The organism is Pseudarthrobacter sp. L19, assembly GCF_050859435.1.
Taxonomy (GTDB): Bacteria; Actinomycetota; Actinomycetes; order Actinomycetales; family Micrococcaceae; genus Arthrobacter.
Genome location: NZ_CP193935.1, coordinates 2,705,939 through 2,728,549 on the forward strand (window position 1 = coordinate 2,705,939; position 22,611 = coordinate 2,728,549).

General features: G+C 68.5%; 13 protein-coding genes, 3 pseudogenes and 1 riboswitch. Of the genes and pseudogenes, 13 read left to right on the forward strand and 3 right to left on the reverse strand.

What is annotated here, in order from left to right:
- The first annotated feature begins 183 nt into the window (after positions 1-183).
- From ACRQ5B_RS12920 to ACRQ5B_RS12945, 6 genes and pseudogenes are all read left to right on the forward strand, one after another.
- Positions 184-789 carry an ATP-dependent Clp protease proteolytic subunit gene (locus ACRQ5B_RS12920; protein ID WP_290257881.1) on the forward strand — a complete coding sequence of 202 codons (606 nt, stop codon included), beginning with the start codon at positions 184-186 and terminating at the stop codon, positions 787-789.
- 38 nt (positions 790-827) lie between these two features.
- Positions 828-1,487 (forward strand): ATP-dependent Clp protease proteolytic subunit, encoded by a 660-nt coding sequence (locus ACRQ5B_RS12925; RefSeq protein WP_056738346.1) that lies wholly within the window; start codon positions 828-830, stop codon positions 1,485-1,487.
- A 209-nt stretch (positions 1,488-1,696) separates the two neighbouring features.
- Positions 1,697-2,975, forward strand: a pseudogene (clpX, locus tag ACRQ5B_RS12930) (ATP-dependent Clp protease ATP-binding subunit ClpX).
- A gap of 94 nt (positions 2,976-3,069) precedes the next feature.
- Entirely contained in the window at positions 3,070-3,690 is a 621-nt protein-coding gene (locus tag ACRQ5B_RS12935) for a DsbA family protein (RefSeq protein ID WP_432394454.1), read from the forward strand.
- A 398-nt stretch (positions 3,691-4,088) separates the two neighbouring features.
- Positions 4,089-5,951 (forward strand): glycoside hydrolase family 15 protein, encoded by a 1,863-nt coding sequence (locus ACRQ5B_RS12940; protein WP_432394457.1) that lies wholly within the window; start codon positions 4,089-4,091, stop codon positions 5,949-5,951.
- Between the two features lie 57 nt (positions 5,952-6,008).
- Positions 6,009-6,305 carry a putative quinol monooxygenase gene (locus ACRQ5B_RS12945; protein ID WP_364135176.1) on the forward strand — a complete coding sequence of 99 codons (297 nt, stop codon included), beginning with the start codon at positions 6,009-6,011 and terminating at the stop codon, positions 6,303-6,305.
- A 74-nt stretch (positions 6,306-6,379) separates the two neighbouring features.
- On the opposite strand, the pseudogene valS reads toward ACRQ5B_RS12945, so the two are convergent.
- A pseudogene (valS, locus tag ACRQ5B_RS12950) lies at positions 6,380-9,067 on the reverse strand (valine--tRNA ligase).
- Positions 9,068-9,149: 82 nt separating this feature from the next.
- Between valS and ACRQ5B_RS12955 the strand changes: the two are divergent.
- Together ACRQ5B_RS12955 and ACRQ5B_RS12960 are read left to right on the forward strand one after the other, a co-directional pair.
- On the forward strand, positions 9,150-9,518 hold the full coding sequence (locus ACRQ5B_RS12955; RefSeq protein ID WP_432394460.1) for a DUF488 domain-containing protein: 369 nt from the start codon (positions 9,150-9,152) through the stop codon (positions 9,516-9,518).
- A 30-nt stretch (positions 9,519-9,548) separates the two neighbouring features.
- Complete coding sequence (locus ACRQ5B_RS12960) at positions 9,549-10,319, forward strand: SDR family oxidoreductase (protein WP_432394463.1); 771 nt, start codon at positions 9,549-9,551, stop codon at positions 10,317-10,319.
- 70 nt (positions 10,320-10,389) lie between these two features.
- On the opposite strand, the gene ACRQ5B_RS12965 is transcribed toward ACRQ5B_RS12960, so the two are convergent.
- Positions 10,390-11,466 carry an endonuclease/exonuclease/phosphatase family protein gene (locus tag ACRQ5B_RS12965; RefSeq protein ID WP_432394466.1) on the reverse strand — a complete coding sequence of 359 codons (1,077 nt, stop codon included), beginning with the start codon at positions 11,464-11,466 and terminating at the stop codon, positions 10,390-10,392.
- A 402-nt stretch (positions 11,467-11,868) separates the two neighbouring features.
- Between ACRQ5B_RS12965 and ileS the strand changes: the two are divergent.
- The 4 genes and pseudogenes from ileS to ndk all read left to right on the forward strand — a co-directional run bounded on the left by ileS (position 11,869) and on the right by ndk (position 17,498).
- Positions 11,869-15,238 (forward strand): annotated as a pseudogene (ileS, locus tag ACRQ5B_RS12970) (isoleucine--tRNA ligase).
- Positions 15,239-15,241: 3 nt separating this feature from the next.
- Entirely contained in the window at positions 15,242-16,600 is a 1,359-nt protein-coding gene (locus tag ACRQ5B_RS12975) for a bifunctional folylpolyglutamate synthase/dihydrofolate synthase (protein WP_432394469.1), read from the forward strand.
- A gap of 3 nt (positions 16,601-16,603) precedes the next feature.
- Entirely contained in the window at positions 16,604-17,047 is a 444-nt protein-coding gene (locus ACRQ5B_RS12980; RefSeq protein ID WP_432394472.1) for a DUF4233 domain-containing protein, read from the forward strand.
- Positions 17,048-17,084: 37 nt separating this feature from the next.
- Positions 17,085-17,498, forward strand: coding sequence for a nucleoside-diphosphate kinase (ndk, locus tag ACRQ5B_RS12985; protein ID WP_432394475.1), 414 nt, complete (start codon positions 17,085-17,087; stop codon positions 17,496-17,498).
- Positions 17,499-17,583: 85 nt separating this feature from the next.
- On the opposite strand, the gene ACRQ5B_RS12990 is transcribed toward ndk, so the two are convergent.
- On the reverse strand, positions 17,584-18,255 hold the full coding sequence (locus ACRQ5B_RS12990) for a vitamin K epoxide reductase family protein (RefSeq protein WP_432394478.1): 672 nt from the start codon (positions 18,253-18,255) through the stop codon (positions 17,584-17,586).
- A gap of 1,230 nt (positions 18,256-19,485) precedes the next feature.
- On the opposite strand from ACRQ5B_RS12990, the gene ACRQ5B_RS12995 reads away from it, so the two are divergent.
- Complete coding sequence (locus tag ACRQ5B_RS12995) at positions 19,486-22,344, forward strand: Rne/Rng family ribonuclease (RefSeq protein ID WP_432394481.1); 2,859 nt, start codon at positions 19,486-19,488, stop codon at positions 22,342-22,344.
- Between the two features lie 153 nt (positions 22,345-22,497).
- A riboswitch (TPP riboswitch) is annotated at positions 22,498-22,595 on the forward strand.
- The last annotated feature ends 16 nt before the right edge of the window (positions 22,596-22,611 follow it).

Here is a 22,611-nt window from a genome sequence, read left to right on the forward strand (position 1 = left end):
TAAGCCGCAGACGAACCCGGCGGCCCAATCGTGCGCCGTCAGCGAACAGCCCGCCACGCCGGCACAATGCGGCAGGGAAAACGGTTAGTGTCCATGTAGGAAAGTTCAGTGGAGCCACCCCACGGCACCACCGTCGCCAGCGAGAGGTAAGTACACATGTCACAGCAAGCAGGGGCACCCCGGATGGCTACCGTCGATCCCGCGGCCCAGGATAACTACATTTACAACCGCCTGCTGAAAGAGCGCATCATCTGGCTCGGCTCCGAGGTCCGCGACGAGAACGCCAACGCGATCTGCTCCCAGCTGCTGCTCCTCTCGGCGGAGAACCCCGAAAAGGACATCTACCTTTACATCAACTCTCCCGGCGGCTCCGTCACCGCCGGCATGGCCATCTACGACACCATGCAGTTCATCCCGAACGACGTCGTCACCGTGGCCACCGGCCTCGCCGCCTCCATGGGCCAGTTCCTGCTCAGCTCCGGCACCAAGGGCAAGCGCTACGCCACCCCGAACGCCCGCATCCTCATGCACCAGCCCTCCGGCGGCATCGGCGGCACCGCCTCGGACATCAAGATCCAGGCCGAGCTGATCCTGCACATGAAGAAGGTCATGGCCGAACTGACGGCCGAGCAGACCGGCCAGACCGTGGAGACCATCCTCAAGGACAACGACCGTGACAAGTGGTTCACGGCGACCGAGGCCCTCGAATACGGCTTCTTCGACAAGATCGCGGCCCACGCCGGGTCCGTGGCCGGCGGCGGCGGAACCAACGCCGACAGCGGCAAGTAACCGGCACGCAGACAGAACCGACTCCAGGAGCAATGAACATGAACTACAACTTCGGATCGACTGCCGGAAACCTGCCCAGCAGCCGCTACGTGCTGCCGCAGTTTGAAGAGCGCACCCCCTACGGCTTCAAGCGCCAGGACCCGTACACCAAGCTGTTCGAGGACCGCATCATCTTCCTCGGGGTCCAGGTGGACGACGCCTCGGCCGACGACATCATGGCCCAGCTGCTGGTCCTCGAATCGACGGACCCGGACCGCGACATCACCCTCTACATCAACTCCCCGGGTGGCTCCTTCACCGCCATGACGGCGATCTACGACACCATGCAGTACATCCGCCCGGAGATCCAGACGGTCTGCCTCGGCCAGGCCGCCAGCGCCGCCGCGGTGCTGCTGGCCGCCGGTACGCCGGGCAAGCGCCTGGCACTGCCGAACGCCCGCGTCCTGATCCACCAGCCCGCGCTTTCCGGCGGCCAGGGCGGACAGGCCTCCGACCTGGAAATCCAGGCCGCCGAGGTCATGCGCATGCGCTCCTGGCTGGAGGACACGCTGGCCAAGCACTCGGGCCGGACCTCCGAGCAGGTCAACAACGACATCGAACGCGACAAGATCCTCACGGCCGCCGAAGCCATGAGCTACGGCCTGATCGACCAGGTCCTCGACTCGCGCAAGATCAAGCCGCAGGCGCTGACCAAGTAGCCTTGGCAGCTTTACAGCAGTAGACGACGCCGGTTCGGCCCGTGGAAACGGGGTGAACCGGCGTCTTCTTTCCACCCAACAGGCCCAAAGTGACCTAGAGTGGAATATGTCACGGCCGTCCCGTTCGGGGCCGGCGGTGATTTCAAAATGGGTGCCACGCTGCACGGAGGCATGACCCGGCCGGCAGCAAGATACAAAGGGGTTCACATATGGCTCGGATTGGCGAGAGCACCGATCTGCTGAAGTGCTCGTTCTGCGGAAAGAGCCAGAAGCAGGTCCGCAAGCTCATTGCCGGGCCCGGCGTCTACATCTGCGACGAGTGCATCGAACTCTGCAACGAGATCATCGAAGAAGAACTCGCCGAAGTCGCCGACCTGGGCAGCTTTGAACTGCCCAAGCCCCGGGAAATCTTCGACTTCCTGCAGGAATACGTCATCGGCCAGGAACCCGCCAAGCGCTCCCTCGCCGTCGCGGTCTACAACCACTACAAGCGCATCCAGGCCGGCCACGCCCCCAAGAGCGGCGCCCTGGCCGAGGGCGGCCACCACGACGACGTGGAGATCGCCAAGTCCAACATCCTGCTGATCGGCCCCACCGGCTGCGGCAAGACCTACCTGGCCCAGACCCTGGCCCGGCGCCTGAACGTCCCGTTCGCCGTCGCCGACGCCACCGCCCTGACCGAGGCCGGCTACGTCGGCGAAGACGTCGAGAACATCCTGCTCAAGCTGATCCAGGCCGCGGACTACGACGTCAAGAAGGCTGAACAGGGCATCATCTACATCGACGAGATCGACAAGATCTCGCGCAAGAGCGAGAACCCCTCCATCACCCGGGACGTCTCCGGCGAGGGGTCCAGCAGGCGCTGCTGAAGATCCTCGAGGGCACGGTAGCTTCCGTCCCCCGCAGGGCGGCCGCAAGCACCCGCACCAGGAATTCATCCAGATCGACACCACCAACGTGCTCTTCATCGTCGCCGGCGCCTTCGCCGGCCTCGAGGAGATCATCGGGTCGCGGTCCGGCCGGAAGGGCATCGGCTTCGGCGCCCCGCTGAACGAGGTCAAGGACAACGCGGACTCCTACGGCGAGGTCATGCCGGAGGACCTGCTCAAGTTCGGCCTGATCCCCGAATTCATCGGCCGCCTCCCGGTCATCACTACGGTATCCAACCTGGACCGCCCGGCCCTGATCCAGATCCTTTCCACGCCCAAGAACGCCCTGGTCAAGCAGTACCAGAAGATGTTCCAGCTCGACGGCGTGGAGCTGGTCTTCGAGGACGAAGCGCTGGACATGATCGCGGACCAAGCTTTGGAGCGCGGCACGGGCGCCCGCGGCCTGCGCGCCATCATGGAGGAAGTCCTCCTGCCGGTGATGTTCGACCTGCCCAGCCGCGACGACGTCGCCACCGTGGTGATCACCGAGGACGTCGTGGCGAAGAAGGCCGAGCCCACGATGATTCCGCACGACGTGAAGCGCCGTAAGTCCGCCTGATTCCTTCCCGGAACGGCAGGAACCCGGAATAAATCCGCGCCGCTTTCTGCTGTGCCCTGAGACGCCTGTCAGCTTCCCAACAAGGAGAATTCACGTGCCTGAGAACACCGCCACGAACAAGGCCGACTTCTGGTTCGACCCGATGTGCCCCTTCGCCTGGGTTACCTCCCGCTGGATTTCCGAGGTGGAAACCGTCCGGAGCATCTCGACCGAGTGGCACGTCATGAGCCTCGCCGTCCTGAACGAGGGCCGGGATGAACTGCCTGCCGACTACAAGGAATTCCTGACCAAGGCATGGGCTCCGGTCCGCGTGATCGTGGCCGCGGCGCAGAAGCACGGCGAGCAGTACATCAAGCCGCTCTACGACGCCATGGGCACCAAGATCCACAATGAGGGCAACAAGGACATCGCCGAGGTCATCGCGAAGTCCCTGTCCGAGCTCGGCCTCCCGGCGGAGCTCGCCGCGGCCGGCGACAGCGACGAGTTCGACGCCGAACTCCGTGCCAGCCACGAGTCCGGGATCTCCCTGGTGGGCCAGGAAGTCGGCACCCCGGTGGTAGCCATCAACGGCACCGCGTTCTTCGGTCCGGTCCTGACCCGCATTCCCCGCGGCGAGGACGCCGGCAAGCTCTGGGACGCCTCCGTGGGCCTGGCCTCCTACCCGTACTTCTTCGAACTCAAGCGCAGCCGCACCGAAAGCCCCGTCTTCGACTAGGCAACGGACCCCGCCACGGCGGGACCACAGGGCGCCGCGGGAACTACCACGCTGTAGTTCCCGCGGCGCCCTTGTGCATCCCCGGGGACGGGAGAACAATGGTTAATACCCACCCCGCAAGGGGAGGGACGCAGGAACCAAAGATTCAGTGACACTCATCCGACGCAGCCTTCGGCACAGTCAGATGATGGCTACCAGTGACGAGGTAGGAAGACCTGAAATTCCAAGGATCCCGCCAGATTGCCTAAGAGGTCACGTGGTGATCGAAAAAGTCGAAGCCCCACCAACCGCAAAAAGCTGATGGGGCTTCCCCTTTGCCCAAAAACAGCATTGCCCAAAAACAGCATTGCCCATAAACAGCCTAAAAACTCCCGCCTCACCGGAGGACTGACCGGGACATGAGCAACCAGCCCATCGCCGACTACGCGCTGCTGTCCGACTGCCGGTCCGCGGCCCTGGTCAGTGCCGCCGGCTCCGTGGACTGGCTGTGCTTTCCGCGCTTTGACAGTCCCTCCGTCTTCGGCCGGATTCTCGGGGAGGCCGCCGGCCACTGGTCGGTGCGTGCCGCGGGCGTGCGCGGGAGTTCCCGGCGGTATCTGGGACCGTCGATGGTCCTGGAGACCCGGCACCGGACCGATGACGGCGACCTGACCGTCACCGACGCCCTGGTCCTGGGCAGCGGCCGCCGCGGCCACGACCTTGGCGACGGCTCGCCCGGCACCCTGCTGCGGAGCCTGGCCTGCACGCGGGGGAGCGTCGACGTGGAGTTCGAGTGCGCGCCGCGCCCCGGCTATGGCCTCCTCGAACCGGTCCTGCGCGGCGTGCCCGGCGGCCTGCTCATCACCGCGGGCGGCGAGGTGCTCACGCTGTCCTCCCCGGTGGCGCTCGAGCACGACGGCGGGACGGCGTCCGCCACGCTCCGGCTGCGTGCCGGCGAGAGTGTGGCGTTCGCCCTGCACCGCCCGACAAGCGGCGGGGAGGACCCCGTGTTCTGGGACCAGAAGGAGATGGACCGCAGGCTCGCGGACACGCTCGAAGGCTGGACCAGCTGGTCCGGTATCCACCAGAACTACCGCGGCCCCTGGCAGGACCTGGTGGCCGGCAGCGGGAGGGTGCTGCAAGCGCTGAGCTACTACCCGACGGGAGCGATCGTGGCTGCGCCCACCACGTCGCTGCCGGAAGTCGCCGGGGGCACGCGGAACTGGGACTACCGCTACACCTGGGTGCGGGATGCCAGCATGACGCTCCAGGCGCTGTGGGTGGCCGCCTGCCCGGACGAGGCCGGTACGTTTTTCCAGTTCCTCGCGACCGCCGCCGCCCGGCAGCTGGCGGCCGGGGAAGACCTCCACATCATGTACGGCATTGGCGGCGAAAGGGAACTCCCGGAACGGGAGCTCAGCCACCTGCCCGGCTGGCGTGGCAGCGCACCCGTCCGGGTGGGCAACGGCGCGTGGGACCAGCGGCAGCTGGACGTTTACGGAGAGCTGCTGGACGCGGCCGCCACGATGCGGGATTCCGTGGCGGAACTGGCACCGGAGACCCTGCGCTTCCTGGCCGACGCCGCCGACGTCGCCGCGGCCCGGTGGCGGAGCCCGGACCAGGGCATCTGGGAAGTCCGGGGGGAACCACGGCACTTCCTGTATTCGAAGCTGATGTGCTGGGTGGCCGTGGACCGCGCCATCGGCCTGGCCGCCCTGCTGCGGACCACAGACCGGGTGCCCGGCTGGACGGCGGCCCGGGAGGAGATCAGGGAATCGATCTGCACCCACGGCTGGAATGAGGCGGCCGGGGCGTACACGCAGTCCTACGGCGCAGCGGAACTGGACGCCTCCGCCCTGATGCTGGGCATCGTGGGGTTCCTGGAGGGGATGGACCCGCGGTTCCTGGCGACCGTGGAGGCTGTGGAGGAACGCCTCACCGATTCCCGCGGGCTGGTCTACCGCTACCTCGCCGACGACGGCCTGCCCGGCGGGGAGGGTGCATTCCTGCTCTGCACCTTTTGGCTGGCCCACGCACTGGCACTCGCCGGGCGGACCGAGCGGGCCCGGGAGGTCTTCGAGCGTGCCGCCGGTTTCGCCACCGACCTGGGGCTGATGGCAGAGGAGATAGCCCCGGACGGCCCGGAACTGCTGGGCAACTTTCCGCAGGCCTTCAGCCACATCGGACTGGTGAACGCGGCCTGGGCCATCGGCGAGGCCGAGCGGCGGAGCCGGGAGGAGAATGCCCGGGGCGGCGACGGCGGGGAACAAGAGCCGCGCTGAGGCGGTTGGCCCCTATGACAGCATCCTCCGGGATGTCCCGCGACCATTGGAGTGACATTGGCTATCACCGCACATCTGGACCTGACCCTGAAGACCGAAGTCCTCGACACCGCCCCCGACGTCCTGCGCGAGACGCTGGCCGACACCCGCGCCTTCGACGGCTGCCTCGGCGTCGACGTCCTGGTCGAGCGGGAGAATCCCACGCACGTCCTCGTCGTCGAACGCTGGGCCTCCATGGAACAGGACGCGGCCTACCGTGCCTGGCGCGCCACCGAGGAAGGCGCCAGCGGCCTCGGCGCCCTGCTGGCCGCCCCGCCGACGCTGACGCACTTTGAGACCTCGTTCGAGGCCTGAGCACCTACCGCAACCACAAGGGCCCCCGTCCGGCATCAGCCGGGCGGGGGCCCTTGTCGTGAGGCGAAGCGCTACTAGGCCTGGGTTGGCGCTTCCACGGGAACGTCCGCCGGGGCCAGGACGACGTTGCTGACCGCCAGCTCGCCGTCGCCGGCCACCAGCGTCAGCTCACGGGCGTTCGCGGCGGCCTTCAGGTCGCCCAGTCCGGCACGGAGCTGCTGGACCAGGGACTCCGAGCCGGTGATCGCCGCGGAAAGCACCTCGGTGCGCTGCTTGACCTTCGCCTCGGACTTGGCCTTGCGGATGCCGCCCAGGGCCGCGCCGACGGTGGACAGCAACGTGGTGTCGCCGTCGACCTCCACGGCGGCGGGCCACTGCGCCCGGTGCACGGAGCCCTTCCGCCACCAGCTCCAGACTTCCTCCGTGGCGAAGGGCAGGAACGGGGCGAAGAGCCGCAGCAGGGTGTCCAGGCTGGTGGCGAGGGCGGCCAGCACGGAGGCCTGCTGCTCCGCCCCGGCGGCACCGTAGGCGCGGTCCTTGATCAGTTCCACGTAGTCGTCGGTGAAGTGCCAGAAGAAGCTCTCGGTGATCTGCAGGGCACGGGCGTAGTCGTAGGCCTCGAAGGCCTTCGTCGCCTGGGCCACCACGTCGGCCAGCTGCGCCAGCACGCCGCGGTCCAAGGGATTGATCAAGGGGCCCGACGCGGGCGCTTTTTCCGCGTTGGGTCGATCAATCCCGGGGTTCGTCAGGACGGACAGGTCCCCGGAAAGCACCGAGTCCTCGGTGGCACCGAGGTTCAGGACGAACTTGGAGGCGTTGAGCAGCTTGATCGCCAGGCGGCGGCCGATCTTCATCTGCGCGATCTCGTAGGCGGTATCCGCGCCGAGCTTGGCCGAGGCGGCCCAGTAGCGGACCGCGTCCGAGCCGTACTCGTTGAGCACATCGGTCGGAACAATCACGTTGCCCTTGGACTTGGACATCTTCTTCCGGTCCGGGTCGAGGATCCAGCCGGAAATCGCGGCGTGCTTCCACGGCGCCATGCCCTGCAGGGCGTCGGCGCGGACCGCGGAGGAGAACAGCCAGGTCCGGATAATGTCGTGGCCCTGCGGGCGCACGTCGAACGGGAAGACCTTCGAGAAGAGCGCCTCATCGGTGCTCCACCCGCCCACGATCTGCGGGGTCAGCGATGACGTGGCCCAGGTGTCCAGGACGTCGGCGTCGCCGGTGAAGCCGCCCGGAACGTCGCGCTGGGCTTCCTCAAAGCCGGGGGCGGCATCCGCGGCGGGGTCCACCGGGAGCTGCTCATCGGCGGGCAGGATCGGAGCGTCGTAGTCCGGGTTGCCGTCGGCGTCCAGCGGGTACCAGACCGGCACCGGCACGCCGAAGAAGCGCTGGCGGGAGACCAGCCAGTCACCGTTCAGGCCGGTGATCCAGTTCTCGTACCGGGAGCGCATGAACGCAGGGTGGAAGTCGATCTCCTTGCCGCGGCCGATCAGGCGTTCGCGGCGGTCCTCGTCGCGCCCGCCGTTGCGGATGTACCACTGGCGGGAGGTGACGACCTCGAGGGGCTTGTCGCCCTTTTCGAAGAAGTTGACCGGGTGCATGATCTTCTTCGGTTCGCCGTCGAGCAGATTCGCGGCGGCCAACAGCTCCACCACGCCCTCCTTGGCGCTGAAGACGGTCTTGCCGGCGATCGCGGTGAAGGCCTCGCGGCCCTCCTCGGTGGTGATCCAGTCCGGGGTCTCGCCGACGATGCGGCCGTCGCGGCCCACGATCGCGCGGGTGGGCAGCTGCAGCTCACGCCACCAGGTGACGTCGGTGAGGTCACCGAAGGTGCAGACCATGGCGATGCCGGAGCCCTTGTCCGCCTTGGCCAGCGGGTGGGCCTTGACCTCCACCTCGACGCCGAAGACGGGGAGGTGACCTTGGTGCCGAAGAGCGGCTGGTAGCGCTCGTCGTCGGGGTTCGCCACCAGCGCGGCGCAGGCGGCCAGCAGCTCGGGGCGGGTGGTCTCGATGTAGATCTTCTCGCCGGACTCGGTGAAGAACGGGTAGCGGTAGTAGGCGCCGGCGACCTCGCGGTCCTCCAGCTCGGCCTGGGCCACCGCGGTGCGGAAGGTGACGTCCCACAGGGTGGGGGCTTCGGCCATGTACGCGTCGCCGGCGGCCAGGGTTGGCCAGGAACGCCCGCTGGGAGATGGCACGGGACTTATCGTCAATGGTCCGGTAGGTCAGGTCCCAGTCGACGGACAGGCCCAGGGTCTGGAAGAGGTTCTCAAATACCTTCTCGTCCTCGACGGCGAGTTCCTCGCAGAGCTCGATGAAGTTCCGGCGCGAGACGACGTCGAAGTCGCGCTGGTTCTTGGCCGGCTCGGCCGGGGGACGGTAGTTGGCGTCGTAGGGGATGGCCGGATCGCAGCGCACGCCATAGTAGTTCTGCACGCGCCGCTCGGTGGGCAGGCCATTGTCGTCCCAGCCCATCGGGTAGAAGACGTTCTTGCCGGTCATCCGCTGGTAGCGGGCCAGGACGTCGGTCTGCGTGTAGGAGAACATGTGTCCCACGTGCAGCGAACCCGACGCGGTGGGCGGGGGAGTGTCGATCGAGTAGACCTGCTCCCGGGTGGTGTCCGGGTTGAACTTGTAGGTTCCTTCATCGAGCCAGCGCCGGGTGAGCGACGCCTCCAGCCCCTCGAGGGCGGGCTTGTCCGGAACGTTGGTGGGGGCGGTGGTGGGCGTGTCTGTACCCTGCGTGTCTTCAGCCATGGGTCAATTCTTGCAGTTATTTCACTTCCTTTCGCCCCACAGTGCTGGTTTGGCGAATCTCGCTGCAATAACGTGCGGGACTATGAAGGAAAATTCGGCGCATTTCGCGATCAAACGCATCTATGACCCACCCGGGGACGCCGACGGCTACCGGGTCCTGGTGGACCGGCTCTGGCCGCGTGGCGTCAGCAAGGATCGGGCGCAGCTGGACCTGTGGCTCAAGGACGTGGCCCCGTCGGGGCCGCTGCGTACCGGGTTCGCGCACATGCAGGAACGCTTCGAGGACTTCCGGTCCGCCTACGAGGTGGAGCTTGCGGAGAACCCGGCGGTGGAGACCCTGCGCCGGATCGGGACCGACCACGCCCGCGTGACCATGCTGTTCGGGGCAAGGGATGTGGAAACCAACCACGCCCGGGTTCTGTTGGAGTTCCTCCAGCGCGGTGGCCGCTAACCGCCGCCCGATTCCCATTAGGGTGGTGCCATGACTGAGGGAACCACCAACACAGCAGCAGCCAAAGCCGCCGTCGTCACCGGCGCCAGCACCGGAATCGGGCAGGCCACGGTCCGTGCGCTCCGCAGGGAAGGGTGGACCGTGTTCGCCGTCGCCCGCCGCGCCGACCGCCTGGACGCCCTCGCGGCGGAAACCGGCGCCGTCGCGCTGGCCGCCGACGTGACCGACGACGACGCCGTCGCCCGCCTGGTCGAGGAGGTCACCCGCGGAGGCGGTATCGACACGCTCATCAACGTCGCCGGCGGAGCCCGCGGGGCGGACAGGATTGCCGACGGCAAGGCCGAGGACTGGCAGTGGATGTACGAGGTCAACGTCCTCGGCACCCTCAAGCTGACCCGCGCCTTCCTGCCGATGCTCCGCGCCTGCGGCGAAGGCACCGTCCTGAACCTGACCTCCACCGCCGGGCTCTCCGCCTACGAGGGCGGCGGCGGGTACAACGCGGCCAAGTTCGGCCAGCACGCCCTCACCGGGGCGCTCCGCCTGGAGGAAGCCGAACACAACCTCCGCGTGATCGAGGTGGCCCCCGGCATGGTGCAGACGGAGGAGTTCTCGCTCAACCGCCTCGGAGACAAGGGCGCCGCGGACAAGGTCTACGCCGGGGTCGAGAAGCCGCTGACGGCGGACGACGTCGCCGACGTGGTCCGCTACGCGGTGACCGCCCCGCACCACGTGAACCTGGACCAGATCATCATCCGGCCGGTGGCGCAGGCGTCCAACTTCAAGGTGATCCGCAAGGGCTGACCGGCCCGGCGAGCCTGCGACCCAGCCCGCCAGTTGCCCGGCAAGTTAGGCCGGCAACCTAGCCCACGGCTTAGCCCGGCGCCGGGACGGTGAGCGTCGCCACCACGGCCGCGTGATCCGTCCCGGCCACCCGGTGCACCCCGTAATCCGTGCTGCCAATCGAGGGGCCCGTCAGTAGATGGTCCAGCGTGGTGCCCGGCAGCGGCAGATCCATCGGCCAGGTGGGTATCAGACGAGCACCCTGGGTGGTTGCCACGTCCACCAACGGGTGCGCTGCGGCGGCGGAGACCAAGTGCCGGAACTCCGCGTGGTCGTACCCTGCGTTGAAGTCGCCCAGCAGAAGCAGCGGTGCCTGCTGCCCGCCGGCGCCGGAGGCTGCCGCATCTGCTCCGGCAGCGGACTCGGGCAGCCTGCCGAGGGCCGCCAGCTCCTTGCGCCACTGGCCGAGCCCGCCGTCCACCGGCGCCCGGGTATGCACGTTCGTCACCTCCAGCACGGCGGCGCCGCCGTCCGGGGCAGGAAGCTCCAGCCTCGCCGAGACCATCGGAAACCTGGTCCCGGCAAGGGTTCCGGTGGATTGCAGCGGGACGCGGGAGTACAGCGCCGCGCCGGAAGCGTCCTTGGCAGGGGCGCTGATCCGGTAGGGCAGCTCTGCGGTGATGCCCGCGGCCTCCAGCCGCTGCTCCAAGGCGGGGGTGTACTCCTGGAGCGCCAGCAGCCCGACGCCGTGGTCCCGGACCAGCCGGACGATCTCCCCGGCGTCGGCCCGGCCCAGCTTCGCGTTGACGCTCATCGTCACCAGCTCCGCTCCCGTGCCCTCCGCTGGCGGCAACGGACGGGCGTGGCCGGTCGGGAACAGCCACGCCGCCTGCAGGGCCAGGAGCGCCGCGGCCGCGCCGGCCGCCATCGGACGGCGTGCCGCCACCGCACAGAGCACCGAGAAGCCCGCCGGAACCACCAGCCAGGGCGTGAAGGACAGCAGCTGGACCACCGTTTCCGGCCACGGCAGATCCACGGCGCGGCACACGGACAGCCCCGCCACCGGTAACCCCAGCAGCCCCGCCGCCGCCAGCCAACGCCGGCGCGGCACCACCCCGGCCCGGGCAGTCCCGGACAAGCGGTCGGCAACGCCGTGAGGAAGGCCCATTCCCCGAGTGTAAGCAGGCCCGGGTCCCGGGGCGAGGGTTCAGCAGGACGGGATCCGTTTGTATCCCGGGCCGTCGGCCCGTCCGGGCGCGGCGGACACCGGCCCCTCTCCGGTACCATCGAACTAACAGCGTCGACCCGGCCATCACCGGTGAGCTTCCGGAAGAACACTCCGGCGCGGACCCCACGGTCCGCGCGGTGCCAGTAGAACCGGACGGGTAAGCCCGTCACAGCAGTCAACGAGCGGCCGGCAGCGGTGCGCGTTCCACCCCCACGGGGTGGTCCGGGCCCGGAGCCGGTAAGTGAGGTGGTACCGCGGTGCCGGTGTTGTTCCGACAGCACAGGAGCCGTCCTCGCATCCTGAATGAATCCCGTTGTTCACAGCTCAACCCAGGATGTCGAGATGACCCATTACCCCAAGGCCTCAGCCGCAACCTCCGCAGCCGCACCCTCCGACGCCAGCACGGCTTCCAGCGCCGCAGGCGTGTCCGCCTCCGTGAAGTTCCCGGAGATCGAGGAGCGCATCCTCAAGTACTGGGACCAGGACGGCACGTTCCAGGCGAGCATCGACCAGCGGGACGCGGGTCAAGACGGCTCCAACGAATTCGTCTTCTACGACGGCCCTCCCTTCGCCAACGGCCTCCCGCACTACGGCCACCTGCTGACCGGGTACGCCAAGGACCTGGTGGGCCGCTACCAGACCCAGCGTGGCCGCCGCGTCGAGCGCCGCTTCGGCTGGGACACCCACGGCCTGCCCGCCGAGCTCGAGGCGATGAAGCAGCTGGGCATGACGGACAAGACCCAGATCGAGGCCATGGGCATCGACAAGTTCAACGATGCCTGCCGCGCCTCGGTGATGAAGTACGCCGACGAGTGGAAGAGCTACGTCACCCGCCAGGCCCGCTGGGTTGACTTCGAGAACGACTACAAGACGCTCAACGTCGAATACATGGAGTCCGTCCTCTGGGCCTTCAAGCAGCTGCACGAGAAGGGCCTGACCTACAACGGGTACCGGGTCCTCCCGTACTGCTGGAAGGACGAGACGCCGCTCTCCAACCACGAGCTGCGCATGGACGACGACGTCTACAAGAACCGCCAGGACCAGACCGTCACCGTGACCTTCCCGATCACCGCGGGGAGTCCGAGCTCTCGAAGCAGCTCGCCGGCGTCCAGGCGCTCGCCTGGACCACCACGCCCTGGACCCTCCCCACCAACCTGGCACTCGCCGTCGGACCCGCCATCACCTACGTGGTTCTGCCCGCCGGACCGCACGGAATCAAGGCCGCCTCCGACGATGCGCCGGTCAGCGGATCCTTCCTGCTCGCCGCCGACCTCCTCGGCGCCTACGCCAAGGACCTGGGCTACGGCGACGGCGCCGAGGGGGCCGCCGCGGCCGAGGCCGCCGTCGTCTCCCGCCACCTCGGCACCGAACTCGAGGGCCTGACGTACGAGCCGCTCTGGGACTACTTCGCCGACGCCGAGAAGTACGGCACCGAGAACGGCTGGCGTTTCCTCGTGGCCGACTACGTCACCACCACCGACGGCACCGGCATCGTCCACCAGGCCCCGGCCTACGGTGAAGACGACCAGAAGGTCTGTGAAGAGGCCGGCATCCCCGTGGTCCTCTCCGTCGACGAAGGCGCGAAGTTCCTGCCCCTCTTCGGCCACGGACCCCTCGCCGCGATCGCCGGGCTGCAGGTCTTCGAGGCCAACAAGCCCATCACCCAGGTGCTCCGCGCCGAGGGCCGTCTGGTCCGCCAGGCCAGCTACGAGCACTCCTACCCGCACTGCTGGCGCTGCCGGAACCCGCTGATCTACCGCGCCGTCTCCTCCTGGTACGTCGAGGTCACAAAGTTCAAGGACCGCATGTCCGAGCTGAACCAGGAGATCAACTGGATCCCGGGCAACGTCAAGGACGGCCAGTTCGGCAAGTGGCTGGCCAACGCCCGCGACTGGTCGATCAGCCGCAACCGCTACTGGGGCAGCCCCATCCCGGTCTGGCAGTCCAGCGACCCGGACTACCCGCGCACCGACGTCTACGGCTCACTCGCCGAGATCGAGGCCGATTTCGGCCGGCTGCCGCTGAACAACGACGGCCAGGTGGACCTGCACCGTCCGTTCATCGACGAGCTGACCCGCCCGAACCCGGACGACCCGCGCACCCCGAAGAGGGCCAGTCCGTGATGCGCCGCGTCGAGGACGTCCTGGACGTCTGGTTCGACTCCGGCTCCATGCCCTACGGCCAGGTGCACTACCCGTTCCAGAACGAGGAATGGTTCGACACCCACAATCCGGCGGACTTCATCGTCGAGTACATCGGCCAGACCCGCGGCTGGTTCTACATGCTGCACATCCTCTCGACCGCGCTGTTCGACCGCCCGGCGTTCCGCAACGTCATCAGCCACGGCATCGTCCTCGGCTCCGACGGGCAGAAGATGTCCAAGAGCCTGCGCAACTACCCGGATGTCTCCGAGGTCCTGGACCGCGACGGCTCCGACGCGATGCGCTGGTTCCTGATGTCCAGCCCCATCCTGCGCGGCGGCAACCTGGTGGTCACCGAACAGGGCATCCGCGACGGCGTCCGCCAGGTCATCCTGCCGCTGTGGAACGTCTACAGCTTCTTCACCCTCTACACGAACGCTTCGAACGCAGTGGATGGAACAGCTGCAGGCTACGACGCGAAACTCCGCTACGACGGCTACGCCGACACCCTGGACCAGTACCTGATGGCCAACACCGGCGACCTGGTCCGCAGCATGACCGAACAGCTGGACAGCTACGACATTTCCGGCGCCTGCGACGAACTGCGCGGCTACCTGGACATGCTCACCAACTGGTATGTCCGGCGCAGCCGCACGCGGTTCTTCGACGAGAACACCGACGCCTTCGACGCGCTCTACACCGCGCTGGAGACCGTCTGCCGCGTCGCCGCACCACTGCTGCCGCTGATCTCCGAGGAGATCTGGCGCGGCCTCACCGGCGGGCGCTCCGTGCACCTGGCCGACTGGCCGGACGCGGGTCTGTTCCCCGCCAACGCCGGCCTCGTGGAGGCGATGGACCGGGTGCAGCAGATCTGCTCCACCGGCTCTTCGCTGCGCAAGGCCGCGAACCTCCGGGTGCGCCTGCCGCTGCAGGAACTCACCGTCGTCGCCCCCGGCGCGGACACCCTCGCGGGCTTCGCCGCCGTCGTCGCCGACGAGCTGAACCTGCGCTCCGTCCGCGTGCTCGACGCCGACGCCGCCTCCCCGGAGGAGTTCGGCATCGAACAGAAGCTGGTGGTCAACGCCCGCGCCGCCGGTCCGCGCCTGGGCAAGAACGTCCAGCAGGCCATCAAGGGCTCCAAGTCCGGCGACTGGTCCGTGAACGACGCCGGCGTAGTCACTGCCGGCGGCCTCGAACTCGAGCCGCAGGAATATACCCTGGAGACCGTCGTGGCCGAGGCCGCGGCGGGGGAGGGATCACGGGCGGCGGCGGTCCTGCCCGGCGGCGGCTTCGTGGTCCTTAACACCGAGGTCACGCCGGAACTGGAGGCCGAGGGCACCGCCCGCGACCTGGTCCGCGCCATCCAGCAGGCCCGCAAGGACGCCGGGCTGAACGTCAGCGACCGGATCCGCACCACCGTCACCGCGCCCGTAGCCGTCGTCGAGGCGCTGCAGGCCCACGCCGGCCTGGTCAAGACCGAGACGCTGAGCGTGGACCTGGACACGGTCCACGCCGACGTCAAGGAACCGCAGGTCAGCGTCGAAAAAGTCACCGTTGAAGCAGGGGCATAATCCATGAGCGACGAATTTTCGGTCGAGAGCGTCTACGCAGAACTGCTGGGCCGGGCGCCGGAGAACAAGATGGAACCCCGGCTGGCGCCGCTGCGCCGGGCGATGGACATCCTGGGGGAGCCGAACAAGGCCTTCCCGATCATCCACGTCACCGGCACCAACGGTAAGACCTCCACGGCCCGGATGATCGAGGCCGGGCTGCGGGCCCACGGCCTGAGCACCGGCCGGTACACCAGCCCGCACCTGTCCAAGGTCACCGAGCGGATCAGCATCGACGGCGAACCGGTCTCGGATGAGACCTTCGTCCGGATCTGGGACGAGATCCGGCCGTATCTGGAGATCGTGGACAACGAACTCACCGCGGAGGGCCAGCCCCGGCTGACCTACTTCGAATGCCTCACCATCCTGGGCTTCGCGGTCTTCGCGGACCAGCCGGTGAACGTGGCCGTGATCGAGGTGGGCCTGGGCGGCATCACCGACGCCACCAACGTCGGCGACGGCCTTGTCTCCGTCATCACGCCGATCTCCCTGGACCACACGGACCTCCTGGGCGACACCACCGAGGACATCGCCCACGAGAAGGCCGGCATCATCAAGCCCGGCGGCTTCCTGGTCAGCGCCGCCCAGCCGGTGGACGCCGCCCAGGTGCTCCTGGAGAAGGCCAAGGAGGTTGGCGTGCCGTTCCGCTTCGAGGGCGTCGAGTTCGGCGTCGAGTCCCGCACCGTGGCCGTCGGCGGCCAGATGGTGACCATCCAGGGCCTCGCGGACCGGTACGAAGACCTGCTGGTGCCGCTGCACGGCGCCCACCAGGCCGAGAACGCCGCCGTCGCCGTCGCCGCCCTGGAGGCGTTCTTCGGGGCGGACAAGCCGCTGAACCCCGAGGTGCTCCAGGAGGCCTTCGCCGCCGTCACCTCCCCGGGCCGGCTGGAGGTGCTGCGCACCGCCCCGACCATCGTGGTGGACGCCGCACACAACCCGGAGGGCATCCGGGTCTCCGCCGAGGCGCTCCAGGAGGCCTTCAGCTTCAGCAAGCTGGTGGTGGTCCTGGGCATCCTGCAGGAAAAGGACGCCGAGGAAATCCTCCGCCAGCTCAAGGACTCCCTCGAGGACGTGCCGGCCGAGTTCTGCTTCACGCAGTCCAACTCGCCGCGGGCCATCCCCGCGGAAGAACTCGGCGAGCTGGCCCTGGACCTGGGCTTCGGCGAGGACCTCGTGCACACCGCGGAGAAGCTCGACGACGCCCTCGAATGGGCGGTGGAGCGGGCCGAGTCCAACGACGACCTGGCCGGCGGCGTCCTGGTGACCGGCTCCATCACGCTCGTGGCCGAGGCCCGGATCCTGCTCGGAAAGTCCGAGGCGTAACCGATGGCGAAACTCACCAAGGCCCAGCGCGAGTGGCGCCCGGGCATGCCGAAGAAGCGGCGTTCCACCAAGGTCATGTTCGCCTCCACGGTCCTCCTGCTGGAGGCCTTCGTGGCGATCTTCGGGACCCTGGCCGTGTTCGGCCTGCGGCGCGGGGAATTTGCTCCCGCGCTGGTCTTCGGGCTCGGCATCGGCCTCGCGCTGGTGCTGGCGCTGACCTGCGCGGTGCTCACCAAGCCGTGGGGAGTTGCCCTGGGCTGGGTGCTGCAACTGGTGCTGATCCTCACCGGTTTCGTGGAACCGACCATGTTCGTGGTGGGCGCCCTGTTCGCCCTCACCTGGTGGTACGGCATCCGCACCGGTATCCGGATCGACCGCGAGGCGGCCCAGCGGGACCGGGAGCAGGCGGCCTGGGAGGCCGCCAACCCGGAGACCCCGAGCAACTAGACTTGTCCCAAACCCACCACAACACATTGGAGCAGCTGTGAGCATCGAGCGCACCCTAGTCCTGGTCAAGCCCGACGGCGTCGCCCGCAACCTGACGGGCAGCATCATCGCCCGGATCGAAGCCAAGGGCTACACCCTGGCCGAACTGAAGAAGGTCAACGCCACCCGCGAACTCCTCAAGCAGCACTACGAAGAGCACGTCGGCAAGCCCTTCTACGAGCCGCTGGTCGAATTCATGCTCAGCGGCCCCGTGGTCGCGGCGATCTTCGAGGGCCACCGCGTGATCGAGGGCTTCCGTTCGCTCGCAGGCACCACCGACCCGACGACGGCGGCTCCGGGAACCATCCGTGGCGACTTCGGCCGCGACTGGGGCGTCAAGGTCCAGCAGAACCTGGTCCACGGCTCCGACTCGGTGGAGTCCGCCGAGCGCGAGATCAAGATCTGGTTCTAGGCTCTCTGCCCCCAGGGGGCGTTAAAAGCCGGGGCCGGTGTTCGTAGTCGAACACCGGCCCCGGCTTTTGTTTTCTTGCGGCTTCTTAGTAGCCGGACGTGCCGACGAAGACCTGGATGAAGGCGAAGAAGATCGTGGCGATGACGGCGATGTAGAGCAGGGCGGTCAGGATCCAGCCGGACTCGCCCAGGATGCGGGTGGCGCTGGCGGGCATCGGAATGACGCCGTGGGTGATGTTGCGGACGGTCACCCAGACGAAGAGCGGAATCATGGCCGCCCAGACGATCATGCAGAACGGGCAGAGGATGTGGATCGAGTACAGCGCCTGCGACCACAGCCACACCACGAAGGCGAAGCCCAGCGTCACGCCGGTCTGCAGCCCGAGCCAGTACCAGCGGGCGAAGCGGGCGCCGGACAGGAGCCCCATGCCGGTGGTGATGATCACGGCGAACGCCACGATGCCGATGAACATGTTCGGGAAGCCGAAGAGTGAGCTCTGCCAGGTCTGCATCACCTGGCCGCAGGAAATCCAGGGGTTGACGTCGCAGACGGTGACGTGGCTGGGGTCCTTGAGGACGGCGAGCTTCTCCAGCACCAGGGCGCCGGAGGCGAGCCAGCCGACGACGCCGGTGATCACCAGCAGCCAGCCAAACGGCCGCGGCCGGGTCATCGACGGAACCTGCCGGTCCGCTTCGGCCGGTCCGTTGTCCCGTGCCGGGGTGGCCACGTCGTCAGGGGCGTGGGAGATGCTGGGCATGGATCGTTCGTCCTTTGCGTCGGTTCTCTGTGCTGGGTCTTCGAAAGTCAGGTTCTCGGTGCTCAGGTCCGCCGTGCGCGCAGCTCTGGCTGCGGAACGGCGTGCTACGGCAAATTCTATCGCCGGAGGCTGGACGAATCCCGGGTTCCGGGTCCGATCGCCTCCCGCTTACCGGTGATTCGGTGTCATGTGCGTCCGGGATGTGCGGCCTAAGCCAGCATTTCCGACTGCTGTGAGACAATGAAGCTGGCTGGGACGTGAACCACATTCGCGCTTCAGTCCGGCGACTTTGAATTCAAGACCGCCAATGAGGAGCAGGGATCTTCCCGGGTCTGATGATCCGGTTTTCCCGCAATGCCATTGGACGGCACCTGGTTGTGATGCATCGATCAACGGGTTCGCAGCGAAGCCGCCGGCCCTCCAGGGCTGCCGCACCCCAATGCCGGTGCGAACCTGAGGGTATTCAATTGACTTCTGTCAATGCCTGCGGGTGTTGACAAATATATGCCCCCAGGGCGCCGGATGTGGCGGCGCATCAGGGGCAGGAGCGTGGCCACATATGGATAATGAACAGCTGGAAACGGGCAACGACGAAGCAACGGTTTCCGACGCCCCCATGACCGACGGCGTAACCGCCACCGAGGTGCCGGAGAAGCCCAAACGGGCCCCGCGCACCCGCAAGAAGGCGGCCCCCAAGGCCGAAGCGGCCGCACCGGTCGGCGAAGCCGCCGACGCCGCGGCCCCCGCCGCCGACGCAGAAGCGTCCGCTGCCGGTGCAGACAATAGCGGCACGGCCGTGGCCGCGGCTGCCGGGGATCCGGTAGCGGAGAAGGCCCCGGCGCGCCGGACCCGTACCCGTCGCCAGGCCGCTCCGAAGGCAGCCGCAGCACCAGACGCCGACGCCGCACCCGAGGCTGCCGCCGCGGACGAAGCCCCCGCCCTCCTCACCGTCTCCGAGGCCGTGGCACCCGCCGACGTGCTGGCCGAGGCCGAGACCGATGTCCCGCGCAAGCCGGTCCGCCGCCGGGCCAGCCGCGCCAAGGCAGCCCCCGCCGAGGTGCCTGCAGAAACCGCACCGGAGGCCGGCGCCACCGACGACGCGCCCACGGCCGATAATGCCGTTGCCGCCCAGGACGCTCCCGCCGTCGCCACCGAAACCCCCGCCGAGGCGGCTCCGGCACCGGAGGCCCCGCGGAGGAGGCTCAGGAAACCGAAACGCCGTCGCTGTTCATGGCCCCCGGCGCCGGCGCCGTCACCTCAATGCTCTTCCAGGCCCCGGACCTCACCGCCGTCGTCCGTCCCGCCCCCGCCCCGGTTGCTGCCGCTGCCGAGGACGCCGACACCGATGGAGACGACGAGGACGACGAGCAGGGCAACCGCCGCCGTCGCCGCAGCCGCGGCCGCCGTGGCCGCAGCCGGGTCGCCGAGGCCGACACCGACGCCGAGCCCGGCGACGAGGACGCCGAGGAGGGCCGCGAAGCCGCACTGGAGGACGGCGTGACGTCCCGCCGCCGCCGTCGCCGCCGTCGCGGTGAACAGGACCTCGAACTGACCGGCGGCAGCGACGACGACCCGCCCAACACCGTCACCCGGGTCCGTGCCCCGCGCACCGTCAGCGACGCGCCCGTCAGCAACCGCGTCACCTCGGTCAAGGGCTCCACCCGGCTGGAGGCGAAGAAGCAGCGCCGCCGCGAGTCCCGCGACACCGGCCGCCGCCGCACCGTCATCACCGAGGCGGAGTTCCTGGCCCGCCGCGAATCCGTTGACCGGCAGATGATCGTGCGCCAGCGCGATGACAGAATCCAGATCGGCGTCCTCGAAGACGGCGTCCTGGCCGAGCACTTCGTGTCCAAGACCCAGCAGGACTCCCTGATTGGCAACGTCTACCTGGGCCGTGTCCAGAACGTGCTGCCCTCCATGGAGGCGGCCTTCGTCGACATCGGACGCGGCCGCAACGCCGTGCTGTACGCCGGCGAGGTCAACTGGGACGCCGTCAACCTCGAGGGCAAGCAGCGTCGGATCGAGAACGCGCTCAAGTCCGGCGACTCCGTTTTGGTCCAGGTGACCAAGGACCCGGTGGGCCACAAGGGCGCCCGGCTGACCAGCCAGATCTCCCTGCCCGGCCGGTACCTCGTGTACGTGCCCGGCGGCTCCATGACCGGCATCTCCCGCAAGCTGCCCGACGTCGAACGCAACCGCCTCAAGCGCATCCTCAAGGACCGCTTGCCGGAAGACGCCGGCGTGATCGTCCGCACCGCGGCTGAGGGAGCCTCGGAAGAGGAACTGACGCATGACATCAACCGTCTGCGCGCCCAGTGGGAAGGTATCGAAAGCCAGGCCGCGTCCACCAAGATCCTCGCCCCGGAGCTCCTCTACGGCGAACCGGACCTGACCATCAAGGTGGTCCGCGACGTGTTCAACGAGGACTTCTCCAAGCTGATCGTCTCCGGTGAGGAGGCCTGGGACACCATCGAGGCCTACGTCACCTACGTGGCGCCGGACCTGGTGGGCAGGCTCGAGAAGTGGACCAAGGACACGGACATCTTCTCCGCCTGGCGTATCGATGAGCAGATCCACAAGGCTCTGGAACGCAAGGTCTTCCTGCCTTCCGGCGGCTCCCTCGTGATCGACCGCACCGAGGCCATGACCGTGGTGGACGTCAACACCGGCAAGTTCACCGGCAGCGGCGGCAACCTCGAGGAAACCGTCACCAAGAACAACCTGGAAGCGGCCGAGGAAGTCGTCCGCCAGCTGCGCCTCCGCGACATCGGCGGCATCATCGTGATCGACTTCATCGACATGGTGCTTGAATCCAACCGCGACCTGGTCCTGCGCCGCATGGTGGAGTGCCTGGGCCGGGACCGGACCAAGCACCAGGTGGCCGAGGTGACCTCACTGGGCCTCGTTCAGATGACCCGTAAGCGGATGGGCACCGGCCTGCTGGAAGTCTTCGGCGAGCAGTGCGAGGCCTGCGCCGGCCGGGGCGTCGTCACGCACGACGAGCCGGTCGAGCACCGCCGCGCCAACACCGTCGCCGCGGAACACCACGTTCCGCGCACCGAGCAGCAGCCCGCCGCCCGCAACGAGCGTAAGCGCCGCCGCGGCAAGGGCGGCCAGGGCACCGAGGTCCAGCAGCAGGCACCGGCTGCCGGGCACCACGAGCCCACCGAGGCCGAGCGGCACGCCAAGGCCGAGGCCACCCGGGCCGCACTGGCGAACATCGCGGCGGCGGCCCACGCGGCGCACCTGCACGACGGCGAAGCCACCGCAGCGCCCGACGCCGAGACCAGGCAGGCGGCCCTGGATGCCGCCGTCGAGCTGGCCTCCACCGAGGAAGCAGCCGGCCGTCCCGCCGCCGTGCTGACCTTCGGCGGCGAGCAGGTGGCCCTGCCCTTCGTCGAGCACGCCGAGCAGGCGCCGCAGCCGGCCCTGACGCTGGACCTGCTGACCGAGGCGTTCGCCAACCTGGGCGACTCGGACTCGCGGAACCGCCAGTCCGGGCCAACGGAGACCGCGGCCCGCGAGGCCGCCCCGCCTGTGGAAGCGCCGTCTGTGGAAGCACGGTCCGAGGAAACCCCTGCCCCGGAGGCTGAGGCACCCGCCGAGGCTCCGGCCGCCGGTCGGTCCGCTGACCAGTCCCGGGCAACCCGGGGCCGGGGACGTGCCCGCACGGCCCGGATCCAGCCGCCGAACGCCCGCAACCGCGCGGCCGAGCCCGAAGCGCGCCGGGAACCCGCCCCGCAGCAGGCTCCCAAGCAGGACACCCGGCAGCAGGAGGCTCCGAAGCAGGACACCCGGCAGCAGGAGGCTCCGAAGACGGCTGCACCGGTGGCGGCCCCCGTCGCCACCCGCACCCCCGCGGCTGATGAACCGGCCACCGGTCAGCGCCGTCCGCGGCGGCACCGCAGCGCCAGCCGTGCCCAGGGGGCGGCCAACGAGACCGCCGTCGAGCAGCACCGGCAGGCCTCGGCCGCATCCGGCCAGGGCTCGGTCCACGAGGCCAAGGCGCCGGAAACGGTCAAGCCTGTGGTCAAGGACAACGGCGGCCCGATCATCCTCGGCGTCGGCGTACCGGCCTCGGAGCTGTAACCGCTCGGCCGCACGCATCGGCACCACTCGCGGGTATCTCCCGGACTCGACGTTTCGAAGCGTCGACTCCGGGCGGTACCCGCGAGCCGGTTAAGGGGGAGACCGGTCGGAGGACGGGACGGGCGGGAGAACCCGGGGAGGGGCGCTACGCTGGAACGCGACACGGGGTGCCGCGCATCGGGCCGGCTGAGATCCACACCCGTTGAACCTGTCCGGTTAGCACCGGCGAAGGGATGTCTCTTGTCTTCGACCCAACCCGCGGCAGCA

Bases quoted from the DNA above. Each gene is read 5' to 3' on its own strand.
- ACRQ5B_RS12920 (WP_290257881.1), top strand. From the start codon at position 184: ATGGCTACCGTCGATCCCGCGGCCCAGGATAACTACATTTACAACCGC.
- ACRQ5B_RS12925 (WP_056738346.1), top strand. From the start codon at position 828: ATGAACTACAACTTCGGATCGACTGCCGGAAACCTGCCCAGCAGCCGC.
- ACRQ5B_RS12940 (WP_432394457.1), top strand. From the start codon at position 4,089: ATGAGCAACCAGCCCATCGCCGACTACGCGCTGCTGTCCGACTGCCGG.
- ACRQ5B_RS12955 (WP_432394460.1), top strand. From the start codon at position 9,150: ATGAAGGAAAATTCGGCGCATTTCGCGATCAAACGCATCTATGACCCA.
- ACRQ5B_RS12960 (WP_432394463.1), top strand. From the start codon at position 9,549: ATGACTGAGGGAACCACCAACACAGCAGCAGCCAAAGCCGCCGTCGTC.
- ACRQ5B_RS12965 (WP_432394466.1), bottom strand. From the start codon at position 11,466: ATGGGCCTTCCTCACGGCGTTGCCGACCGCTTGTCCGGGACTGCCCGG.
- ACRQ5B_RS12975 (WP_432394469.1), top strand. From the start codon at position 15,242: ATGAGCGACGAATTTTCGGTCGAGAGCGTCTACGCAGAACTGCTGGGC.
- ACRQ5B_RS12980 (WP_432394472.1), top strand. From the start codon at position 16,604: ATGGCGAAACTCACCAAGGCCCAGCGCGAGTGGCGCCCGGGCATGCCG.
- ACRQ5B_RS12990 (WP_432394478.1), bottom strand. From the start codon at position 18,255: ATGCCCAGCATCTCCCACGCCCCTGACGACGTGGCCACCCCGGCACGG.
- ACRQ5B_RS12995 (WP_432394481.1), top strand. From the start codon at position 19,486: ATGGCCCCCGGCGCCGGCGCCGTCACCTCAATGCTCTTCCAGGCCCCG.